Genomic DNA, 20,773 nt, shown 5'->3' with positions numbered 1-20,773 from the left:
TCCGTGCGCCGGGAGATGGAAAGCCGTGAGTTGCAGCCGCAGCCGCAGACCGGCATGCGGCCTCAGCGGCGCGGCATGCGCGCCACGATGATCAGGCCGAGCGCGCCCAGAAGCAACGCCCCGGCCGCCAGCGACAACGCCGGCGAAAAGGAGCCGGTGCGTTCGGCGATCGGCGCCGCCACCAGCGGGCCGACGATCTGCCCGATGCCATACACCGCGGTTGCATAACCCATCAGGCCGGCCGCGGCGTCGCCACGCAGGCGCCGGGCTTCGCGCATCGCGAACAGCGTGATGGCGGTGAATGGCAGACCGATCAGGATACTGCCGAGCGAAAAGCCGCCCGCCGTCGGCCAGACGATGCCGAGCGCAATCCCTGCTGCTTGCAGCACGTAACAACCGGCGAGCAGCGAGCGGTTGTCCCAATGCATCGGCAGGCGTGCCGCGAGCAACGCGCCGACGACCAGAGCCGCGCCAAACATCGGCCAGAACAGATCGGGCCAGAACGAGCCCGGCAGCGCGTGGCGCGCAATCACCGGCAGGAAAGTCGCGGTGATGATGTAGCCGAAGCCGGGCACGCCGTAGAGCAGGATCAGCCAGAAGGAATCGGCGCGGTGCGAGGGGTGGTCTGCGGCGGTGCTTTGGCCGGCCGCAGGGCGCCGACTCGCATGAACGGCGGCATTTGCCCCGCCCGCAGTTGGCACCGCAGCTCGCGAGGCGGCATGGGTCACGGTCCTGAACACAGGCCAAACCACGATCGAAAGCACCGCCGAGATCAACCCGAAGCCGATCCAACCGGCCGTCGCGCCGTAGCCACCCGCAGCGCTGACCAGCAGGCCTGTTCCGACGATGCCCACGCCCGGGCCCGTATAGATCACCCCGGCCCACCCGTGCGCGCCAAGTTCGGCGAGCCGCCGCAGGCCCCATTGCGAGGCGAACACGAAGGTCCAGGCGCTGACCGCGCCGGCGACAAATCGCACGACGGCCCACACCCAGAATTGACTGGTTACGCCCATCGCCAGCGTCAGCAAGACCGTTGCGACGAGCCCGGCCCGCACCATGCGCGCCGGCTCGACCCGCAGCGCCGCACACGCGAGCGCGCCGACGAAATACCCCGCGTAGTTGAACGACGCGAGCCAGCCGCCGTGCTGGATATCGATTTGCGGCTGACCGAAGTGGCTGCCGTGAAGCATCAGCGGCAGGAGCGGCGTGAACGCAAAGCGCCCGACGCCGAGCACCACGGCGAGAGTAACCATGCAGGCAAGCGCCGCGCGGCGGGCGGCATGACGTTCGACAGCAACGTCGTATGCGCTGGAAGCGAGATCGTTCATGAGCAGGCAATCCATGGATTCGGACCGGCGGTTACCGGACGCTTGAACCAATATTAGCTTGACCTTTCAATCACGAAAAATGAATAATTAGAATGCCACCCATCGCTAGGAGAGAATCATGGATCTGGCCGCCTTGACCATTTTTCGGGCCGTCGTGCGCGAAAATGGCGTGACGCGGGCCGCTGCCAAGCTCAATCGCGTGCAATCGAACGTCACCACGCGGATCAAGCAGCTCGAGGAACAACTGGGCACCGACCTGTTCATCCGCGACGGCCGGCGTCTCGTTTTGACGCCGGCTGGCGAGACGTTACTGCCCTACGCCGAACGTCTGCTCGCGCTCGCCGACGAAGCCCGCCATGCGGTGCGCGAGGATCGTCCGAGCGGGCGCTTGCGTCTGGGCGCGATGGAAAGCGTCGCGGCGACGCGTCTGCCCGGATTGCTCGCGCGCTATCACCAGCAGTGGCCGGATGTCGCGCTGGAACTGGAAACCGGCACGACTGGCAAGCTGATCGAGCGTGTCCGCGAATTCGAAATAGATGCGGCCCTGGTGGCCACGCCGCCCGATCCTGCGGCGCTCGGCGAACTGTTCGAGACGGTGCCGGTTTTCCGCGAAGAGCTGGTGATGCTGTCGCCGCGTGGCCATCGGCCGATTCGGGAAGTGCGGGATATCGCGCTATCGACGCTGATCGCGTTCGAGCGCGGGTGTGTTTACCGGGCGTACATCGAGAAGTGGTATCTGGAACATGGCGTGAGGCCGGCTCGCGTGCTGGAGCTGGGCTCTTACCATGCAATTGTGGCGTGCGTAGCGGCCGGGGCCGGAGTGGCGGTGGCGCCCAGGTCAGTGCTGAATTTGCAGGGCGACGCCAGCAATATCGCCGTTCACGAGCTTCACGATATTGGAGAGATTGAAACGCTTCTGGTCTGGCGGCGGGGGCATTTTTCCTCCGCGCTGAATGCGCTGCGGCAGACGCTGGTGTCAGAAGTGGCTGCGTTGGACGCACCTGCCGTTGCAACCACAGCGGCTGCCTGACAGATTAGCCGCGCGGGACGCGCTCATATTGCTGGCGCCCCGCCTGGCCTGATCAAACCCGAATCAAAGCTGGGCTTCGACCCAACCCTTCACGCCGGCCAGCGCTGCCGGCAGATTCGCCGGCTCGGTGCCGCCGGCTTGCGCCATGTCCGGCCGGCCGCCGCCCTTGCCACCGACTTGCTGCGCAACGAAGTTGACCAGTTCACCGGCCTTCACCTTCTTGCTGGCATCTGCCGTCACACCGGCAATCAGACTCACCTTGCCGCCTTCGACCGAGGCCAGCACGATCGCCGCGCTCTTCAGCTTGTCCTTCAGCTTGTCGACCGTTTCGCGCAGCGTTTTCACGTCCGCGCCCTCGAGCGTTGCAGCCAGCACGTGCACGCCGGCCACTTCGATTGCCTGACCGGCAAGCTCATCGCCCTGGCTCGACGCCATCTTCGATTTCAATGCGCTCAGTTCCTTCTCGAGCGACTTCACCTGCTCCTGCACCTGCACGATCCGCTGCGTCAGTTCCGACGGCTGCGTCTTCAACACGGCCGCAGCGGCATTGATCCGCGCGTCGAGATCCTGCACGAAGCGCACGGCGTTGTCGCCCGTGATTGCTTCCACGCGACGGATACCGGCAGCCACGCCGCCTTCCATCACGATCTTGAAGAGGCCAATGTCACCCGTGCGATGCACGTGCGTACCGCCGCACAACTCACGCGAGAAACCGAGGTCGAGCACGCGCACTTCGTCGCCATACTTTTCGCCGAACAGTGCCATTGCGCCGCCCTTCACCGCTTCGTCGAACGGCATCACGCGTACGATGCCCGGCGCGTTCGCCAGCACTTCCGCATTGACGATCGCTTCGACCTGACGGATCTGCTCGTCGGTCATCGGCGCGTTGTGCGCGAAGTCGAAACGGGTCTTGTCCGCATCGACCAGAGAGCCCTTCTGCTGCACATGCGAACCGAGCACTTCTCGCAGCGCCTTGTGCATCAGGTGGGTGACCGAGTGGTTGCGCTCGGTGCGGGCACGACGCACCGCGTCGATTTCCGCCTTCACGACGTCGCCGACCTTCAACGTACCCTGCTCCAGCGTGCCGTGATGGCCAACCACGTCGGCTTGTACCTTCAACGTGTCCACTACCGCGAAGCGTACGCTCGCGTTCGCCAGCACGCCCTGGTCGCCGACCTGGCCGCCGGACTCCGCGTAGAACGGCGTATGGTCGAGCACGACGACCGCCTGCTGGCCGTTGCTCACTTCCTTGACCGACGCACCGTCCACGTACAGCGCGATCACCTTCGCGTCGTCGAAGACGATTTCTTCGTAGCCGTGGAACGTGGTCTTCGCGCCCGAGTATTCGAGACCCTGCGCCATCTTGAACTTGCCTGCCGCGCGAGCCTGCTCGCGCTGGCGGTCCATCGCTTCGTCGAAGGCTGCCTCGTCGACCGTTACTTCGCGCTCGCGGCACACGTCTGCCGTCAGATCGAGCGGGAAACCGTAGGTGTCGTGCAGTTTGAATGCGAGTTCGCCGTCGAGCGTCTTGCCGCCCTTCGCTTCCAGATCGGCCAGCGCGCTCTCCAGAATCGACATGCCGTGCTCGATGGTCTCGAAGAAACGCTCTTCTTCCTGACGCAGCACGTCGGTCACGCGTTGTTCGGCGTCCTTCAGTTCCGGATAGGCCTCGCCCATTTGCGCGACGAGGTCCGGCACCATGCGGTGGAAGAACGAACCCTTCTTGCCCAGCTTGTAGCCATGACGGATCGCGCGGCGCACGATACGGCGCAGCACGTAGCCGCGGCCTTCGTTGCCCGGAATCACGCCGTCGACGATCAGGAACGAGCAGGCGCGGATGTGATCGGCGATCACCTTCAGCGAGTTGTTCGTCAGATCGGTCACGCCGGTTTCACGGCCCGCGGCCTTGATGAGCGCCTGGAACAGATCGATCTCGTAGTTGCTGTGCACGTGCTGCAGAACCGCGGCGATACGCTCCAGACCCATGCCCGTGTCGACGCACTGCTTGGGCAGCGGCGTCATGTTGCCCTGGGCGTCGCGGCTGAACTGCATGAACACGAGATTCCAGATCTCGATGTAGCGGTCGCCGTCTTCTTCAGGAGACCCCGGGGGGCCGCCCCACACGTCCGGGCCGTGGTCGTAGAAGATTTCCGAGCACGGGCCGCACGGGCCGACGTCGGCCATCTGCCAGAAGTTGTCCGACGCGTAGCGCGCACCCTTGTTGTCGCCGATGCGGATGATCCGTTCGACCGGCACGCCGACTTCCTTGGCCCAAATGTCGTGCGCTTCGTCGTCTTCGTGATAGACGGTGACCCACAGCTTGTCTTTCGGCAACTGGTACACGCCGGTCAGCAACTCCCACGCGTAGTGGATCGCGTCGCGCTTGAAGTAGTCGCCGAACGAGAAGTTGCCCAGCATTTCAAAGAACGTGTGGTGACGCGCGGTGTAGCCGACGTTTTCCAGATCGTTATGCTTGCCGCCGGCGCGCACGCTGCGCTGCGCGGTCGTGGCGCGCGAATACGGACGCGATTCCGCGCCGAGGAACACATCTTTGAACTGCACCATTCCCGAATTGGTGAAGAGCAGTGTCGGGTCGTTGCCGGGCACAAGGCTCGACGAGCGAACGATCGTATGGCCCTTCGATTCGAAGAACTTGAGGAATTTCTCGCGGATTTCGGCGGCTTTCATAGCGTGCGGGGGACGGTCCTGGCTGTTACCGGCGGCATCATGGGATGCGCCAACTGTTTGTTTCTTAAACGACTGATTATACGGGATCGGCGCCCGAGCGCGGCAGCGGCCCTGTCCCGTTGGCCATTCGGCCAGGTTTGGCCGGGTCGCGCCTGTCGCGGGACGGGACATCATATGTCCTATGGCGTTTGACCGACTGCGCCGGCGCGCGGGAATCGCTTAAGATTGCCCCCATCCGCGGCGCCATGCGCGCCGCTTCACACAAATCTTGCATGGGACGAGAGTAAGCGCTAAAGCGCTAACTCGGGTCGACCGCGGTGCATGGGACCCGAGTAAGCGCTGAAGCGCTAACTCGGGTCGACATTGGAGACATTGAAGAATATGGGCGCTCTCAGTCATATCCGCGTGCTGGATCTCACACGCGTGCTCGCCGGCCCGTGGTGCGCGCAGACGCTCGCCGATTTCGGCGCCGACGTCATCAAGATCGAACGCCCCGAAGTCGGCGACGACACCCGTCACTGGGGGCCGCCGTACCTGAAAACACCGGAAGGCGCCGACACGCGCGAAGCCGCCTACTACCTCGCGGCCAACCGCAACAAGCGCTCGGTCACCGTCGATATCGCTTCGCCCGAAGGCCAGCGGATCATCCGCGAACTGGCCGCCCAAAGCGACGTGGTGCTGGAGAATTACAAGGTCGGGCAGTTGCGGAAGTACGGGCTCGACTACGCGTCGCTCAAGGAAGTGAAGCCCGATCTGATCTACTGCTCGGTGACCGGTTTTGGGCAAACCGGGCCGTATGCGCAACGGGCCGGCTACGATTTCATCGTGCAAGGCATCGGCGGCTTCATGAGCATCACCGGCGAGCGCGACGGCCAGCCGGGCGGCGGCCCGCAGAAAGCGGGCGTGGCGATTGCCGATCTGATGACCGGCATGTATTCGACCATCGCCGTGCTCACCGCGCTTACGCACCGCGACCGCACGGGCGAAGGCCAGTACATCGACATGGCGCTGCTCGACGTACAGGTGGCCATGCTGGCCAATATGAATTCGAACTACCTGGCAAGCGGCCAGCCGCCGGTGCGTTGGGGCAATGCTCATCCGAATATCGTGCCGTACCAGACTTTCCAGACGAGCGACGGCTGGATCATCGTCGCGGTCGGCAACGACGGGCAGTTCCGCAAATTCGTCGAGGCAGGCAGCCGCCCCGAACTGGCCAACGACGAGCGATTCGCAACCAACCCTGCTCGCGTGCGCCATCGCGACATTCTCGTACCGATCCTTGCCGACATGGTGCGCCTGCAGGGCAAGCAGCAATGGATCGCCGCGCTGGAAGCGGCCGGCGTGCCGTGCGGGCCGATCAACGATCTCGGCGAAGTATTTGAGAACGAGCAGGTGGTGGCGCGCGGCATGCAGGTTGATCTGCCGCATCCGTCGGGCGGCACGGTCAAACTGGTGCGCAATCCGATCAATATGACCGGTACGCCACCCGAAGCGCTGTCCCATCCGCCGACGCTCGGCGAGCACACGGAGAGCATCTTGCGCGACGTGCTCGGCTATGACGAGGCACGGATTGCGGCGTTGCGGGACCAGTCGGTGATTTGAGGCCAGCTGGGGCTCAGCGCCGCTCGCCTAGCGAGGCCAGCCAGCGCTGCCCGTCGTCCCAATCGCCGAGACCGCTGTCGGCGTTGATATGGCCGCGCGGCCCGATATCGATCCAGCGGCTGCCCCACGCGTTCGCGCACATTTGCGAGAACGGCACACCGCCATAAGGATCGTCGCTGCTCGCCACGACGATGCTCGCGAACGGCAAGCGCACGAGCGGCACAGGCGAGAAGCCGCTGGCGTCTTGCGGAAACTGCGGCCCTGATGGATCGGGTACGGCCACCAACAAGGCGCCCGCCACCTTCGCAAGCTGGGCGGCGCTGGCGTACTGCGTTGCCCAGAACGCAGCCGTCAAGCAGCCGAGGCTGTGTGCGGCGAACACGACTGGCGAGTCGGCGGCGGCCACCGCGGCGTCGAGCGTGCAGCACCACGCGTCGCGCGCGGGATGGTCCCAGTCCGACATCCGCACGCGCGCGAAGGAAGGATCGAGCGCTTCCCAGCGTGTCTGCCAATGACCCGCGCCGGAGTTCTGATAGCCCGGCAACACGAGTACGTTTAGTTTTTGTCCGCTCATCGCGCGCCCCGTTGTAGTTCGTTTCTCAAGTGCACTTCGCAAGTGCGTTTTGCAAATGCGCCTCTCAAGCGCGCCTCTCAAGCGCGCCTCTCAAGCGCGCCTCTCAAGCGCGCCTCTCAAGCGCGCCTCTCAAGCGCGCCTCTCAAGCGCGCCTCTCAAGCGCCCTGCAGTATGTCTGCGCGGTTCGCTTCTGCAAAGCCTTGCTTCCGCCCAGCCGAAGCCACCCTTCAATGCATCACGCGCCCCACGCCCACGCCGCGCGGATCGGCCGCCGGTTGGGGCGTCGTGCCGTCGACGCGAATCATCTGCACGTCGCCGTTGAACGACTGCCCTTCCAGCGTGTAGCCCCTGGCTTTCAACTGGTCGGCCAGCTCGCCCGTAATCGGATGATACGGCTCAAAATAAATGGTCTTCGGCGGCAGCAACTGATGATGGAACCGCATCGCGGCCAGCGCGTCGACAGGCGTCATATTGAAGTCGTACAGGTTGGTCATCACCTGGAAGATCGACGTCAGGATTCGCGAGCCGCCAGGCGTGCCGATCACGAGCGACACTTTGTTGTCTTTCAACAGGATGGTCGGCGTCATCGACGAAAGCGGCCGGCGCCCCGGCGCCACCGTGTTCAGGTCGTCAGCCGTGGCACCCTGCGCGCTGGCGGCACTGGGCTTGGTCACGAAGTCGTCCATCGCATCGTTGAGCACGAAGCCCGCGCCGTCCACCACCACGCCCGAACCGAACGACCCGTTCAGCGTGTAGGTATTCGACACCGCATTCCCCCACTTGTCGACCACGGAAAAATGCGTGGTTTGCGCTTTTTCCGGCTGCACGTCGCCAAGACCGCCTTTGACAGGCGTGGCGCCCGGCACCTCGTCGGGCTTCACTTCGTCGGCGCGCTGGGCGAGGTAAGCGTCGTCGGTCAGCTTGTCGACCGGCACCTTGTAGGAATCGGGATCGCCAATGTACTGCTGGCGATCGGCGAACACGCGGTCTTCGATCTGCGCGATCAGATGGATATAGGGCGCGGAGTTCAGTTCGAGGCCGTCGAACGCCGGCTTCAGATCGGCTTTCATCTTCAGCATCTGGATCAGACCGATGCCACCCGAGCTCGGCGGCGGCGCGGTCACGATCTTGTAGCCATTCCAGTCGGCGGTGAGCGGCTGGCGCCAGACGGCTTTGTATTGAATCAGGTCCTGCTTCGTGACCAACCCATGGCCGTACATTTGCTGGGCGATGAGGTCGGCGGTTTGGCCTTCGTAGAACTCGCGGCCGCCGTCGCCGGCAATGCGCGAGAGAGTTTGCGCGAGTTCCGGCTGACGGTACATCACGCCCGCTTTCAGATTGGAGAAGTAAGCGTCGAAGTTGGTCTTGCCGGCGAAATTCTTCGCCGCCTCGTCGTGGCGCTGCTGCAACCAGGGCTCGACCTGGAAACCGTCGGTGGCGAAATGGATCGCCGGCGCCAGCACCTGCTTCCACTTGAGCTTGCCAAAGCGCTGCTGCGCTTCCCACATGCCCTCGACAGTGCCCGGCACCCCCACCGCGCGATGGCCGACGAGGCTCATGCCCGCTATGAGGCTGCCTTTATCGTCGAGGTACATGTCGCGGGTCGCCTGTTGCGGCGCGCGCTCGCGGTAATCGAGAAAGTACGGCTTGCCGTCCATGAACACCGTCATGAACCCGCCGCCGCCGAGGTTCCCCGCGTCCGGGCAGGTCACGGCCAGAGTGAAGGCGATCGCCACCGCGGCGTCCACTGCGTTGCCGCCCGCTGCAAAGATCTGCTGCGCGGTGTCGGCGCTGTAGCGATCCGGCACGGCCACGGCCGATGCGTCCAGCACAGCCTTGGGCGGGGGCGTTTTCGCCAGCGCGGGAACCGGCACGACGAAACTGCCGGCGAATGCGGCGAACACGGCCGCAACCGTCACGATTCGGGCGAAAGACAAGGAAGCGTAAGGCGCGCGAGGCGCGTCATGGATTGGGACGGACATCCGAGAAACTCCGGGAACTGAGGGCGCCATGTTGCATGAACGGAAAGCGTCCGTGCAACATGGCCCAATGGGTGAGGCGGCCTGCGCAGGCGGCTTGCCTGCGAGTTGCGCGACAAGGTGCAGACAGCGCAATCCGAAACGGGTTGAGCCGGGCGCGCGAGCAGGCAGCGTGGCTGCCCGGCTTGCGCGGCGGGCGCACAGCGGCGCCGGGAAAAAATCAATGAGCGAACACGCCGGCCGTACGCGGCGCAAAGCATGCGCCGCTCGCATCGCCGCACAGCGGGCGGAGCCGTCGCCGCTCGCATCCTAAGTCGCGAGCGCACCCGCCAACAAAACGTTTTACCTCCTGTTACAGCACCTTGATTGCAGCTTGCAACGGTCCACCCGTCCCCATAAAGCGCGCAAAACCGCTCAAACGTTGGCTGCGCGCCGCACTCGCCTGCCGCGAGCGAACGTGTCAGGTAGAATTGTCGGATAAGTGGGCGCATTGCGCGTCCCCGACAGACTTTCACCTTCTCGCATGAATACCGAACGCAACAACGCGCCAGCGGCATCCAATTTCATCCGCAACATCATTGACGACGACAACCGCACCGGCAAGTGGGGCGAGCGCGTCGAAACGCGCTTTCCGCCTGAGCCGAACGGCTACCTGCACATCGGGCACGCCAAGAGCATCTGCCTGAACTTCGGCGTGGCGCGCAGCTACGGCGGCGTATGCCATCTGCGCTTCGATGATACGAATCCGGAAAAGGAAAGTGTCGAGTACGTCGACTCGATCATCGACTCCGTGCGCTGGCTCGGCTTCGAATGGGAAAAAGACGGCAAGGAACAGCTCTACTTCGCGAGCGACTACTACGACAAGCTGTACGAGTTCGCTGAACTGCTGATCGAACGCGGCAAGGCGTATGTGGACAGCCAGTCGGCCGAAGAAATGCGAGCGAACCGCGGCTCGGCCTCTGAGGTCGGCACGCCGTCGCGCTTCCGCGATCGTTCGGTGCAGGAAAACCTCGACCTGTTCCGCCGCATGAAAGCCGGCGAGTTCAAGGAAGGCGAGCACGTGCTGCGCGCGAAGATCGACATGGCGTCGCCGAACTTCAACATGCGCGATCCGGTGATCTACCGGATCCGCTTTGCGCATCACTACCGCACCGGCGACACATGGTGCGTGTACCCCATGTACGACTACACGCACTGCATCTCGGACGCGTTGGAAAACATCACGCATTCGCTGTGCACGCTCGAGTTCGAAGATCACCGTCCGCTGTACGACTGGATTCTGAACGAGCTGGCCGAAGCCGGCATTTTCACGCGCCCGCTGCCGCAGCAAATCGAGTTTTCGCGTCTGAACCTGACCTATGCGATCACCAGCAAGCGCAAACTGCTGCAACTGGTGAACGAAGGCCATGTCGAGGGCTGGGACGATCCGCGTATGCCGACTATCGTCGGGGTGCGCCGACGCGGCTTCACGCCGGCAGCGATCCAGTTGTTCTGCGAGCGCATTGGCGTCACCAAGGTCGATTCGTGGATCGACATGAGCGTGTTCGAAGGCGCGCTGCGCGACGATCTGGACGAGAAGGCGCCGCGCACTGCTGCCGTGCTCGATCCCGTCAAGCTGATCATCGACAACTTCCCCGAAGGCCTGACCGAGCAGTGCAATGCGCCGGTCCACCCGCATCATCCGGAAATGGGTGTGCGCGAGTTTCCCATTTCGCGCGAGCTGTGGATCGAACGCGACGACTACAACGAAACGCCGCCGAAGGGCTATTTCCGCCTGTTCCCGGGCAACAAGGTGCGCCTGCGCTACGGCTACGTGATCGAGTGCACCGGCGCGGACAAGGACGAGAACGGCAACATCGTCGCAGTCCATTGCAACTACTTCCCGGACAGCAAATCGGGCACCGAAGGCGCGAACACCTATAAGGTCAAGGGCAACATTCACTGGGTCAGCGCGGCAGCCGCGTGCCCGGCCGAAGTGCGCATCTACGACCGTCTGTTCAAGGAACCGCAACCGGACGCCGGTGGCCGCGACTTCCTCGAAGCGCTGAATCCGGATTCGAAGCGCGTGGTCAACGCCTACCTGGAACCGGGCGCGCGCAACACGCTGCCGGAACAGCGCTATCAGTTCGAGCGCCATGGCTATTTCGTCGCCGACCGTGTCGATTCGAAACCGGGTAAGCCCGTATTCAATCGCATCGTCAGCTTGCGCGACAGTTGGGGTAAGCCGGCGTAAGCTGAAGCGGTTACAGCGCGAAGCGCATCTGAAGTTGAAGCTGAATACGGCGTGCATTTCGTGAGCGGGATGCACGCCGTTTTGTTGCATCATGTTCCATCGACAGTGACAGTGACAGCGCGGCATGCGTGCACGCGCCAGTCCGGGAGGCCTGATGAAAGTTGCAGCCCGCCGCGGGGCGAGTGCATGGGGCACGGCACGCGGTATGCGTCACGCGCGTACGGCGCCTGCCCGGCGCACGACGCGCTCCGCACGAAGCATGCGTTGCGCACTCGCGATGTTGGTCGCGTTCGGTGCGGCGTCGTTTGCCTGCCCCGCTCATGCGGACGAACTCACCGGCACGTTGAAGAAAATCCACGACGACGGCGTGGTGGTGCTCGGCGTGCGTGAAACGTCAATTCCCTTTTCGTACTTCGACGGCACGGGCACGGTGGGCTACTCGCAGACCATCGCGCTGCAGATCGTCGACGAAATCAAGAAAACGCTCGGCCTCCAGCAACTGAAGGTGCACGAAATCACCGTGACCTCGTCGAACCGTACGCCGATGTTGCTGAACAACCAGATCGATCTGGAATGCGGCTCGACCACGCATACAGTGGAACGCGAAAACGTGGCCGCCTTCTCGAACAGCTTCTTCCAGTACGCGGTGCGCATGATCGCGCGCAAGAGCAGCGGTATCACGGACTTTCCGGACCTGGCCGGCAAGACGGTCGTGACCACCGCGGGCACCTCCGACGAGCGCCTGCTGCGCCGCCTGAACACCGAGAAACACCTGAATATGCGCATTACGAGCGTGCGCGATCATGCTGACGCATTCAGCGCGCTCAAGGACGATCGCGCGGTGGCCTTCGTGATGGACGAGCCGATCGTGTACGGTTTCAAGTCGACCGACCCGCGTCCCGAAGACTTCGTGGTGACCGGTACGCCACTTGGCTATGAGGTCTACGCCTGCATGTTCCGCAAAGGCGACGAGCCGTTCCGCGCGCTCGTGAATGGCGTGATCGCGCGCGGCCAGACTTCCGGCGACGCGGAGCGTCTATATCAGCAGTGGTTCACGCAGCCGATCCCGCCGCACGGCATCAATCTGAATTTTCCGCTGTCGGAGCAAAACCGTACGCTGTTCGCGCATCCGAACGACCGCGCGCTCGACTGAGGGTGTAAGCCGCCCACGCCGATGGGGGAGGCAGTGCGCGCGGTTGCGGTTGCGGCCACCACAGCCCAAACGACAACCCCGCCGCTACAGCGTTCGATGCAGTTCCACAAGCGAAAGCGTGGTCTGAAAAAGCCGTGTGAGACTGCGGCTCGCGTACCGTTCGACTTCGTCCGGCGCGGTCCAGCGATAGGCGTCCATCTCGGGAATCAGCGTGCCGTCAGAGCGGCGCGGAAACAGCGACGTGCACGTGCATGAACTCAAATCGAGTTCGCCGGCCGTGGCGCGCGCCGCGAACAGATGCAGATCCTTGTCGCGCCGGTAGACGAACAGCCCGAGATCCTGCAGACGCCCGGCCTCGATCGCGATGCCGGTCTCCTCGACCATCTCGCGCAGCGCCGTGACGTGCGGCGCCTCACCCTCTTCGCCGTGCCCTTTCGGAACGTCCCAATGAGACGTCTCGGTAGCATGCGCGAGCAGCACCCGGCCGTCCGGGTCGAGCAGTACGATGCCGCACGAAACGACCCGCGCGTTCATCGCCGCAATGCGCCGCAAAGACGCAAGGCATCACGCTGCGCCGCCAGCAAACCGGCGCGCGTTGTCATACCGGCCGGCACGCTCAGTGCTTTTTCTGCAATTGCCAGTTACCGCTGCCCTGTTTGCAGAACTGCGGGCGCAGATTCATCGACTGCCCTTTCGCATTCAGGACAACACCGAGGTCGCGGCAGGTGCGCTCGCCGTCCTTCGCGGTGCTGGTGATGGTGATCGTCGCGTCGATCTTGACGCTGTTGCCGGTGCCTTCATTGATCCAGCTGGCGCTTTCGCCGTCCTGCTTGTCGTTCAAGGCGGCGAGGACGGCGTTCTTGACCGAATCGATGTCGCGTTGCTTCATGTAGCTGATCGGCGTGTCGTTCAGAAAACCGAGGTTGGCCGCTTGTGCGCCAAGCGCGCCGCCAAGCAGCAGGCCACCAACGGCTAGATGAAACAGGGCACGGGTTCGCGTCGACATGAAGGGTTCTCCTCGAAGAGTAGTTCGGCGGTCTCGAGCGCGCTCGCGGCAACTCGTGATCTGGACCCCAAAAGCATAGCATGTCGCCCTCGGAGCGACCGCATGGATGTGCGTCTCGCAGGCGTCTCGCAGCCATCGCCGCAGTCTGCAGCCGCCCACAGCTGCCTCGCCGCAACGATCTGACGCGAACGGAGCTGCCCAGAATTTTAGGACGCGTCTCATATCTTGTTATGAAGCGTCTTCCTAAGATAGGTCCCGTTGCGCTGCGGCGCTTACCCGGCTTCCAACGTCGCCCATGGACATCTCATTTGCTCTAGAAAGCTTCGCCGTGGCGCTCGCGCTCTTTTGCGTAGCGCTGGTGCCGTTCGCCATTGGTCGCGATCCCGGGCTTGCGCGGCGCATCGTGCAAATGGACAACCTCCCGCGCGCACGCTGGCCGAATCTGCTGACACGCGTCGGCGCTGCGAGCCTGCTGATGTCGTTCGCATTGTTGCTAGCCGGCTGCTATTACATCCTTGCCGGCGTGCACAACTGACCAAACCCGCGGCGCCACGGGCCGCCTCAGCGGGGGCGCGGCCATCGCTCGGCAATCAAACCGGCTGCGCAGTCCATGCGCGCCATCAATTCGCGGCCGCTCCGATTCCCGCGTCATTTGTCACTTGATCTTCCGCTTTATAGCCATCCGTGAGCGTATTCAAAAACGCGACCACGTCCTTGATTTCAGCCTCGTCGAGGGCCGGCTTGTCACCCGGTTTGCGATCGGACACGAATGCGTGAAATGCGTGCGAGACCCCTACGGCGACACGACGCGTTCTCATGACCGGCGTATGCTTCGACGCAGGGCGCGATCAATCCCTTCGCGGCGTGTTGCAGGCTCGCCCACTCATCCAGGAGTTCGACAGCATGACTGAAAAAACCATCAAGGTCCCCGGTCCCGATCATCCGATCACGGTCGAGTCGGACACATCCCACGTGGTAGTTATGGTGGCCGGCCGCGTGATTGCGGATACCCGCAAAGCGCTGGTGCTGCGCGAGGCGTCGTATCCGGCGGTGTATTACATTCCGCGCAACGACGTCGAGATGACGCTGCTGGAACGCACCGATCACACGACCTATTGCCCATACAAGGGCGATTGCGCGTACTACAGCATTCCGCTTGGCGGCGAGCGGACTGTGAATGCGGTGTGGACCTACGAGTCGCCCTACGCCGCTGTGAAAGAGATCGCTCAGCATCTGGCGTTTTATCCGGACCGGGTCGATTCCATCGACGTGCAGCCGGCAGGATAACGGCGGAATGCGCGGCAAAGGCGTGCAGCAAGACGCACGGCGAAGCGCGCATCGCAGCGGTGAGGCTTCGATGCGCGGTGCCAGACATTTGAAGTACGGCAGGAGGGACTCGAACCCCCCACCCTCGGCTTAGAAGGCCGATGCTCTATCCAGCTGAGCTACTGCCGTATTGACGTGAGGCGATGCAGCACGACTACCGTGTACACCATGCACCGCCCGCAATGAGAACCCATACAGGGCATTGGAACCTGTGCACTATCACTGCCACAGGGTTCGTGGGATACCGAAATTCTAACTGACCAAGCCGTGGCTTGGAAATCCGATCCGCCGCACGGCAACGCTGACCGGTAGCCACCCAGGCCTGACCACAAAACAAACAAAACAAAACGGGCCCGGCAGGTTGAGCCGGGCCCGGATTATAACCGATCGCCTCTCACCCGCCAGCCGCACGCCGGCACCAGGCGCGCGGCAGCGGACAGATCGAACGCAATCAAACCGGCTGCGGGTGCAGCATGAACCAGCCGAGGAACACGATCCCCGCGATCACGCAGTACACGCCGAACGAAGCCAGACGTCCGCGGCCTTCGAAATAGCGCATCAGAAAACGCACACTCAGATACGCGGCGATGGCGGTCAGCACGCCGCCGAGCAGTGCATCGGCGAGTTGGCCCGGTGCATGGAACAATTTCGGCAATTCGAGCACGCCGGCCGCGAGGATGATCGGCGTGCCCAGCAGGAACGAGAACTCGGCGGCCTTCTCGGTCGTCAGGCCAGCCGCATTGCCGGCGATCATCGTCAGACCGCTACGCGAGAAGCCCGGAATCAATGCGCCGACTTGCGCAAGACCGACAAAAAACGCCTGACGGAAAGTCAGCTTCTCCGGCGCCCGATGCGCGCGCGAACGTTGCAGACGGTCGCCGAACCACAGCAGCACACCGTTGACGATCAGCGCGATGGCGACGATGCGCAAATCGTGAAACAGCCGCTCGAGGCGTTTCTCGAGGATCAGCCCGACGAGGCCCGCCGGAATCGTACCGATGATGAGCGCCCACATCATGTGCGCGTCGTCGTTGCGACGGCCACCGAATGACGCGAAGAAGCCGCGCACCAGTTCGCACCAGCGCTTGCGGAAGTACCACAGCAGCGCGAACGCCGTGCCGAGGTGCAACGCGACGAGGAACGGCAGCAACTGCGGCGCGTGCTTGTCGATATGCATACCGAACAATGCGGGCACGAGCAGCGTATGGCCGAGGCTGCTGACCGGGAACAGCTCGGTGACGCCTTGCAGCACGCTCAGGAAAATCAGAAACGACAGGTTCACGCGGCGGTCCTTGTAAGGAAAATGTCGGGGAACAGCGCGCCGCAAAAGGAAAAACACGGCGCGTCAAAAGCGCACCGATTATGCCTGGCTGCAAAGTCAGCGCCAAGCCTTTGAACCGCATTGGGGAAAATATTGATGCGCTGCGTCACAACTGGAAACCGTTGTTACGCCGCGGAAAAAGATCGGGCTCCGTCGACGGCTGCCCTGCGATCATGAGGAAGTTGTGGTTCGCCTGCAGTGCGCTACCTTTGCCAGACGCGCACTGAGGCGCCTCGCAGTGGTCGCAGTTACCTGGGCAGACGGTTGAATCAGCGCTCGAGCTTGTAGAAGAAGTAGACGGTGCTAACTGCAAACATGCCGAACAGTGCCACACCCATTGCCATTGCGAGATCCATAACGCCCTCCTGAGCCGGTCTCGCCCGACAGTCGAAACCACCGGGCAGTGGGTGGATTATCGACAAGGTTAGTGCTTTCCGGACACCCGCAATTTCCCGAGAAGGGTTTCCCCGTAGCGCAAAGCAGCGCAAAATCGTTCTCTTGCCGCATTCAACCTTTATCAACCAAGCCCATCGACCATGCCCCTCTCCCCGCAACAGGACATTCTCGAGATTGCCCAGGACGCCTCCGTGCTCCGCTTCTCGCCGCAAGCCGGTGGCCGCCTTCTGTCGTGGATCATCGACGGCGAAGAGGTGATTCACTGGCCCGAGAACGCCGACTGGAGTCAGCCCGCCAGGATTCGCGGCGGCAACCCGCTGCTGTTTCCGTTTCTCGGCCGGCACCGTGTCGACGGCAAAATTGGCTACTGGCGTGATGCACAAGGCACCGTGCGCGAATTGCCGATGCATGGTTTTGCACGCGACCTGCCGTTCGAGGCCCACGCCGATGTGCACGGCGCCGGCCTGCGCATGACCCTCACCGACAGCGCCGCGACACGCGGCGGCTATCCGTTCGGCTTCCGTTTCGAAGCGGCCTACCAGCTCGTCGATCCACATACGCTGGAAGTCACGCTGAGCACTGCCAATACCGGCGACACGCGGCTGCCGTACTACGCGGGTCACCACTTCTATTTCACGCTGCCGCATACGCAGCGCGCCGAAACGTCGCTGGAACTGCCGCGCAGCGAACGGCGCTATCAGCAGGCCGACGGCTCGATCAGCGCGGCCGAGCCGGGCGCGGCGCGCTACACGCTCGACGAGGCGCGGATTCAAGACTGCTTCCATTGCCTCGTCGGTGCACCGGACCAACCCGTGCTTCTCAACGCGCCCGGTCTGAACCGGCTCATCACGATCGACCTGCAGCGGCCGGACTCGTTGCCGTGGTACTCGGTCACGACATGGACCGAAGCCGCCGGCTCGGACTTCTACTGCGTCGAGCCCTGGCTGGGTCTGCCGGACGCGATCCACAACGGCATGGGATTGCGCTGGCTCGAACCGGGGCAAACCGAGACGGCCGCCCTGCGCATTAGTGTCAGCAAGCTGCGCGCATAGCAAGATCATGGCGGGATTGCCGCGCATCGCAATGTGATGGATTGCGCGGCTCATCGTGGCTGCCTCGTGGCTTATTGCCGCGTTCCCGCTGCGCGCGCCCTTCTCCTCGCCCGTTTTTCGGATGCTGCAGCGCAAAACCGTTAGAATCGGACGCTTTGCATCTACCTGCCACGTGATCGGGATCGGCGCGCGGCAGCGCTTTGCGAGGTCCAATGCTTACCAGAAGAAAAATGATGAAACGGCTCGCCTGCGCGTCGTTGCTGGCGGTGCTCGCCGCCTGCGGGTCCGCTCCGGTGGGGCCAGGCTTTTACCGCGTCGAACGGGGCGATACGCTATCGAAGATCGCGCGCAGCAACCGGCAGTCGGTGCAAAGCATCGTGCGCTGGAACCATCTGACCAACCCGGACAGCATCGAGGTGGGGCAAGTGTTGCGCGTCGCGCCGCCGGGTGGTGGCGCTTCAGGCGGCCCTTCGGGCGGCGCAATCCGCAGCAGCGGCGCGGGCAGCGCGAGCGCGTCGGCTGCGCCGCGGCCGGCTCCGAACGACACTGCGCCGGCGCCCGCGCCGGCCTCGACGATCTCCCTGATCTGGCCGGCGGACGGCACGGTGATCCGGCGCTTCGACGGCGGCAATTCGAAGGGGATCGATATTTCGGCGGCGGCGGGTACGCCGGTGATGGCTGCGGCGCCCGGCACGGTGGTCTACGCAGGCAACGGCTTGCGCGGGTACGGCAACCTGCTGATCATCAAGCACAATGCCGAGTACCTGACGGCCTACGCGCATAACCGCGTGTTGCTGGTGAAGGAAGGTCAATCGGTCACGCGCGGCGAGAAGATCGCCGAAATGGGCGACACCGACACCGATCGCGTCATGCTGCACTTCGAACTGCGCTATCAGGGCCGCTCGATCGACCCTTCGCGGGCACTGCCGCCGCGCTAGCCATCCAGCGTCAGGCACGCACCCTGCAACCGCAGCCGAGGGAACCGCGCGTGCTATAAAACGCTCAATCCTATGCATGACGTGGCTGAGTGCCACGTCTTCCCCCGTTTTTCTGTAAGGAATCTGCAATGAAGAGCGCATTTGCGTCCGTGGCAACGGCCACGGCGATCGGCCTCGGCCTACTGACGCTCGGCGGCCTCAGCGGCTGTTCCAGCACCACCACCATGACCTACCTGCCGAGCGGCGATACGGGCTTTGCGATCAACTGCAGCGGCAGTGACGCGAGCTCCAGTTGGGCTGAGTGCTACAAGCAGGCAGGCCAGGTCTGCGGCAACTACGGCTACGACGTCGTTTCGAAGGACGTGGATAACGGCGCCACCTCGGGCGGCTCGGTCGGCGGCATCTTCGGCGCGAACGTCAAGAACCGGTCGATGGTGGTTCGCTGCAAGCAGTGAAGACAGCACAGCAGGCGCGAGAAAGCAGGACCGAGCGCGGCCGTGCTAGCGCCGCCGCCAGCGTCCGGAGCGCGGATCGATGCGCGCGGAGAAGGCGAACAGCACTCGGAGCGCGATCGGCCAGATGCCGAGGAAAATGATCAACCAGGTCATGACCGATGGAAAAGAAAATGTAACTTCCATAATCCGCGCCCCGTGTGAATCCGCGGTGACCGTGAAATGAATCAGCAATGACCAGAACAAAAAAAAGCCCGGCACGAGGCCGGGCTAACGGGGGTTCGGCGCATATCGGCAAAGGACCGGTTCACCATGCGCCAGAACGAAATCTAACAACCCCCTTTTACAAGTGCAATCTATTAATTTCGCGTGCAATGTGACACGGCGTACGGAGTCCGCATTACGTGAACGAAAAATGTCGGAAATAAGCGAGTAAATAACTTTTTTAGTTCCACATGAAACGCCATAAAATCGGCAAAACAGAACGTCATACTTCACTCGCAAGACCTTATGAATCAAGCATCTGCCTGTACGCGATAGAAAAAATCTGACGAAAGCGTCCTGGCCGATTTCCGCTAGCCGCGCCCAGTATGATCCAGACGCTTTATGCATTGCGAACCTTTAGTGCGCCAACGCACCATACCGATGTATTAGTGAATTTGAACGATGGCAATAAGCAATCGCATTGCCTCAGAACAAAATTCGCAAACGGCGGATATATTAAAAATCTTCAAATCAACCGACAAATCGCGAAGTCTAAAATCGGCTGTTATTAACGAATTCAACAATCAGATGATAAGCACATATATCGATTCGTTCAAGCTGGCCGAATGGCTAAAATCGGCCGGCTAAAGACTTCGATCACATGACTCGCAGACCGAGTTCGGTCACGAGCACCGCCGCCTGCTGGTGCGAGATCGTCGCGCCTTTGAACAGCACTGCATCGACAAGCCGCACGCCGCTCAGGTCAGCTTCGCGCAAGTCCGCTCCCTCGAAGCGCGCGCCCTTCAGATGCGCATCCTTCAGACTGCCGCCGTCGAAGACCGCCTCGCGGAAATCGACCCCGGCCAGATCGGCGTCGGAGAAATCGAGTTGCTGCAGCGTGGCCTTGCGAAACGACAGGCCGCGCAAATGCGCGCCCACCAGCAAGGTCTCAACGAAACTCAGCCCCAACGCAGCGACATGCTCGAAGTTCGCGCCGGTCAGCTTGCAGCTGTGAAACGACGCCGACGCAAGCTTGGCGCGCCGCCAGCTGGTATTGTTCAGATCGCTCGACTGGAACGCCGCGTCGACCAGATCGGCCGACGCGAAATCCGCCTCGCGGCCACGGCAACGGACCCAGCGGGTGTGCGACAGCATTGCACCGAAAAACGAGGTCTCGACGATCGTGCAACGCTGAAACTCAGCGCCGCGCAAATCGAGGCGCGACAGATCGGCGCCTTCGAAATCGCAGTCGGTGAAATGGAGCGGCTCGTTACCGTTCGCGATGTTTGCGGCAATCAGACGCTCGAGGTCGGTACGCGCGAGTGTGGCACCGATTACCCCGTGAGCTTGCGCGCCCGAATCGGGCGCCGTTGAATCCAGTGACATGAAGGTTCAGAATGAATTTCGAAAGATCCTGAGCGTACCGGAACGCGCTCCGCCCTGGTGCTGCACGCCGATGGTTTATAGTAACGGCCCCGTCAGAACCCGCTT

General features: G+C 63.0%; 18 protein-coding genes and 1 tRNA gene. 9 read left to right on the top strand and 10 right to left on the bottom strand.

What is annotated here, in order from left to right; translation table 11 throughout:
- Positions 1–62: 62 nt before the first annotated feature.
- On the bottom strand, positions 63–1,328 hold the full coding sequence (locus tag PQR53_RS29650; protein ID WP_408462074.1) for a YbfB/YjiJ family MFS transporter: 1,266 nt from the start codon (positions 1,326–1,328) through the stop codon (positions 63–65).
- Positions 1,329–1,446: 118 nt separating this feature from the next.
- Here PQR53_RS29650 and PQR53_RS29645 point away from each other — a divergent pair, with 118 nt between their 5' ends.
- Positions 1,447–2,358 carry a LysR family transcriptional regulator gene (locus tag PQR53_RS29645; protein WP_408462071.1) on the top strand — a complete coding sequence of 304 codons (912 nt, stop codon included), beginning with the start codon at positions 1,447–1,449 and terminating at the stop codon, positions 2,356–2,358.
- 63 nt (positions 2,359–2,421) lie between these two features.
- Here the strand turns inward: PQR53_RS29645 and alaS are convergent, their stop codons facing one another.
- Positions 2,422–5,046, bottom strand: coding sequence for an alanine--tRNA ligase (alaS, locus tag PQR53_RS29640; RefSeq protein ID WP_408462068.1), 2,625 nt, complete (start codon positions 5,044–5,046; stop codon positions 2,422–2,424).
- Positions 5,047–5,427: 381 nt separating this feature from the next.
- Here alaS and PQR53_RS29635 point away from each other — a divergent pair, with 381 nt between their 5' ends.
- Complete coding sequence (locus PQR53_RS29635; protein WP_408462065.1) at positions 5,428–6,648, top strand: CaiB/BaiF CoA transferase family protein; 1,221 nt, start codon at positions 5,428–5,430, stop codon at positions 6,646–6,648.
- A 13-nt stretch (positions 6,649–6,661) separates the two neighbouring features.
- Here the strand turns inward: PQR53_RS29635 and PQR53_RS29630 are convergent, their stop codons facing one another.
- Positions 6,662–7,222 (bottom strand): RBBP9/YdeN family alpha/beta hydrolase, encoded by a 561-nt coding sequence (locus PQR53_RS29630; RefSeq protein ID WP_408462062.1) that lies wholly within the window; start codon positions 7,220–7,222, stop codon positions 6,662–6,664.
- A 227-nt stretch (positions 7,223–7,449) separates the two neighbouring features.
- Entirely contained in the window at positions 7,450–9,204 is a 1,755-nt protein-coding gene (gene ggt / locus PQR53_RS29625; RefSeq protein WP_408462059.1) for a gamma-glutamyltransferase, read from the bottom strand.
- A 520-nt stretch (positions 9,205–9,724) separates the two neighbouring features.
- On the opposite strand from ggt, the gene PQR53_RS29620 reads away from it, so the two are divergent.
- Entirely contained in the window at positions 9,725–11,434 is a 1,710-nt protein-coding gene (locus PQR53_RS29620; RefSeq protein ID WP_408462056.1) for a glutamine--tRNA ligase/YqeY domain fusion protein, read from the top strand.
- Between the two features lie 154 nt (positions 11,435–11,588).
- Positions 11,589–12,587 (top strand): transporter substrate-binding domain-containing protein, encoded by a 999-nt coding sequence (locus PQR53_RS29615; RefSeq protein ID WP_408462053.1) that lies wholly within the window; start codon positions 11,589–11,591, stop codon positions 12,585–12,587.
- Between the two features lie 84 nt (positions 12,588–12,671).
- On the opposite strand, the gene PQR53_RS29610 is transcribed toward PQR53_RS29615, so the two are convergent.
- Both PQR53_RS29610 and PQR53_RS29605 read right to left on the bottom strand, forming a co-directional pair.
- Positions 12,672–13,121 carry an NUDIX hydrolase gene (locus PQR53_RS29610; RefSeq protein ID WP_408462050.1) on the bottom strand — a complete coding sequence of 150 codons (450 nt, stop codon included), beginning with the start codon at positions 13,119–13,121 and terminating at the stop codon, positions 12,672–12,674.
- Positions 13,122–13,203: 82 nt separating this feature from the next.
- Positions 13,204–13,593 carry an RT0821/Lpp0805 family surface protein gene (locus PQR53_RS29605; protein WP_408462047.1) on the bottom strand — a complete coding sequence of 130 codons (390 nt, stop codon included), beginning with the start codon at positions 13,591–13,593 and terminating at the stop codon, positions 13,204–13,206.
- 295 nt (positions 13,594–13,888) lie between these two features.
- Between PQR53_RS29605 and PQR53_RS29600 the strand changes: the two genes are divergently transcribed.
- Positions 13,889–14,128 (top strand): hypothetical protein, encoded by a 240-nt coding sequence (locus tag PQR53_RS29600; RefSeq protein ID WP_408462044.1) that lies wholly within the window; start codon positions 13,889–13,891, stop codon positions 14,126–14,128.
- Between the two features lie 85 nt (positions 14,129–14,213).
- On the opposite strand, the gene PQR53_RS29595 is transcribed toward PQR53_RS29600, so the two are convergent.
- Complete coding sequence (locus tag PQR53_RS29595; protein ID WP_408462143.1) at positions 14,214–14,411, bottom strand: hypothetical protein; 198 nt, start codon at positions 14,409–14,411, stop codon at positions 14,214–14,216.
- An 85-nt stretch (positions 14,412–14,496) separates the two neighbouring features.
- Here PQR53_RS29595 and PQR53_RS29590 point away from each other — a divergent pair, with 85 nt between their 5' ends.
- Positions 14,497–14,880, top strand: coding sequence for a DUF427 domain-containing protein (locus PQR53_RS29590; protein WP_408462041.1), 384 nt, complete (start codon positions 14,497–14,499; stop codon positions 14,878–14,880).
- Positions 14,881–14,974: 94 nt separating this feature from the next.
- Here the strand turns inward: PQR53_RS29590 and PQR53_RS29585 are convergent.
- Together PQR53_RS29585 and PQR53_RS29580 are read right to left on the bottom strand one after the other, a co-directional pair.
- Positions 14,975–15,048, bottom strand: a tRNA-Arg gene (locus PQR53_RS29585).
- 322 nt (positions 15,049–15,370) lie between these two features.
- Positions 15,371–16,201, bottom strand: coding sequence for an undecaprenyl-diphosphate phosphatase (locus PQR53_RS29580; protein ID WP_408462038.1), 831 nt, complete (start codon positions 16,199–16,201; stop codon positions 15,371–15,373).
- A gap of 575 nt (positions 16,202–16,776) precedes the next feature.
- Here PQR53_RS29580 and PQR53_RS29575 point away from each other — a divergent pair.
- The 3 genes from PQR53_RS29575 (at position 16,777) to PQR53_RS29565 (ending at position 19,081) form a co-directional block, all read left to right on the top strand.
- Positions 16,777–17,688 (top strand): aldose epimerase family protein, encoded by a 912-nt coding sequence (locus tag PQR53_RS29575; RefSeq protein WP_408462036.1) that lies wholly within the window; start codon positions 16,777–16,779, stop codon positions 17,686–17,688.
- A gap of 212 nt (positions 17,689–17,900) precedes the next feature.
- On the top strand, positions 17,901–18,626 hold the full coding sequence (locus tag PQR53_RS29570) for a peptidoglycan DD-metalloendopeptidase family protein (RefSeq protein WP_408462033.1): 726 nt from the start codon (positions 17,901–17,903) through the stop codon (positions 18,624–18,626).
- A gap of 128 nt (positions 18,627–18,754) precedes the next feature.
- The gene (locus tag PQR53_RS29565) at positions 18,755–19,081 is read left to right on the top strand and encodes a hypothetical protein (protein ID WP_408462031.1); all 327 of its coding nucleotides are present in this window, start codon (positions 18,755–18,757) and stop codon (positions 19,079–19,081) included.
- An 858-nt stretch (positions 19,082–19,939) separates the two neighbouring features.
- Here PQR53_RS29565 and PQR53_RS29560 read toward each other — a convergent pair.
- Positions 19,940–20,668, bottom strand: a complete 729-nt coding sequence (locus PQR53_RS29560; protein ID WP_408462028.1) for a pentapeptide repeat-containing protein — start codon at positions 20,666–20,668, stop codon at positions 19,940–19,942.
- Positions 20,669–20,773: the final 105 nt, after the last annotated feature.

This window comes from Paraburkholderia fungorum, assembly GCF_046027605.1.
GTDB classification, from domain to species: domain Bacteria; phylum Pseudomonadota; class Gammaproteobacteria; order Burkholderiales; family Burkholderiaceae; genus Paraburkholderia; species Paraburkholderia fungorum_F.
The sequence above is the reverse complement of the archived record's forward strand: the minus strand, read 5'-3'. Positions and strand labels throughout refer to the sequence as shown.

Bases quoted from the DNA above. Each gene is read 5' to 3' on its own strand.
- PQR53_RS29650 (WP_408462074.1), bottom strand. From the start codon at position 1,328: ATGAACGATCTCGCTTCCAGCGCATACGACGTTGCTGTCGAACGTCAT.
- PQR53_RS29645 (WP_408462071.1), top strand. From the start codon at position 1,447: ATGGATCTGGCCGCCTTGACCATTTTTCGGGCCGTCGTGCGCGAAAAT.
- alaS (WP_408462068.1), bottom strand. From the start codon at position 5,046: ATGAAAGCCGCCGAAATCCGCGAGAAATTCCTCAAGTTCTTCGAATCG.
- PQR53_RS29635 (WP_408462065.1), top strand. From the start codon at position 5,428: ATGGGCGCTCTCAGTCATATCCGCGTGCTGGATCTCACACGCGTGCTC.
- PQR53_RS29630 (WP_408462062.1), bottom strand. From the start codon at position 7,222: ATGAGCGGACAAAAACTAAACGTACTCGTGTTGCCGGGCTATCAGAAC.
- ggt (WP_408462059.1), bottom strand. From the start codon at position 9,204: ATGTCCGTCCCAATCCATGACGCGCCTCGCGCGCCTTACGCTTCCTTG.
- PQR53_RS29620 (WP_408462056.1), top strand. From the start codon at position 9,725: ATGAATACCGAACGCAACAACGCGCCAGCGGCATCCAATTTCATCCGC.
- PQR53_RS29615 (WP_408462053.1), top strand. From the start codon at position 11,589: ATGAAAGTTGCAGCCCGCCGCGGGGCGAGTGCATGGGGCACGGCACGC.
- PQR53_RS29610 (WP_408462050.1), bottom strand. From the start codon at position 13,121: ATGAACGCGCGGGTCGTTTCGTGCGGCATCGTACTGCTCGACCCGGAC.
- PQR53_RS29605 (WP_408462047.1), bottom strand. From the start codon at position 13,593: ATGTCGACGCGAACCCGTGCCCTGTTTCATCTAGCCGTTGGTGGCCTG.
- PQR53_RS29600 (WP_408462044.1), top strand. From the start codon at position 13,889: ATGGACATCTCATTTGCTCTAGAAAGCTTCGCCGTGGCGCTCGCGCTC.
- PQR53_RS29595 (WP_408462143.1), bottom strand. From the start codon at position 14,411: ATGAGAACGCGTCGTGTCGCCGTAGGGGTCTCGCACGCATTTCACGCA.
- PQR53_RS29590 (WP_408462041.1), top strand. From the start codon at position 14,497: ATGACTGAAAAAACCATCAAGGTCCCCGGTCCCGATCATCCGATCACG.
- PQR53_RS29575 (WP_408462036.1), top strand. From the start codon at position 16,777: ATGCCCCTCTCCCCGCAACAGGACATTCTCGAGATTGCCCAGGACGCC.
- PQR53_RS29570 (WP_408462033.1), top strand. From the start codon at position 17,901: ATGCTTACCAGAAGAAAAATGATGAAACGGCTCGCCTGCGCGTCGTTG.
- PQR53_RS29565 (WP_408462031.1), top strand. From the start codon at position 18,755: ATGAAGAGCGCATTTGCGTCCGTGGCAACGGCCACGGCGATCGGCCTC.
- PQR53_RS29560 (WP_408462028.1), bottom strand. From the start codon at position 20,668: ATGTCACTGGATTCAACGGCGCCCGATTCGGGCGCGCAAGCTCACGGG.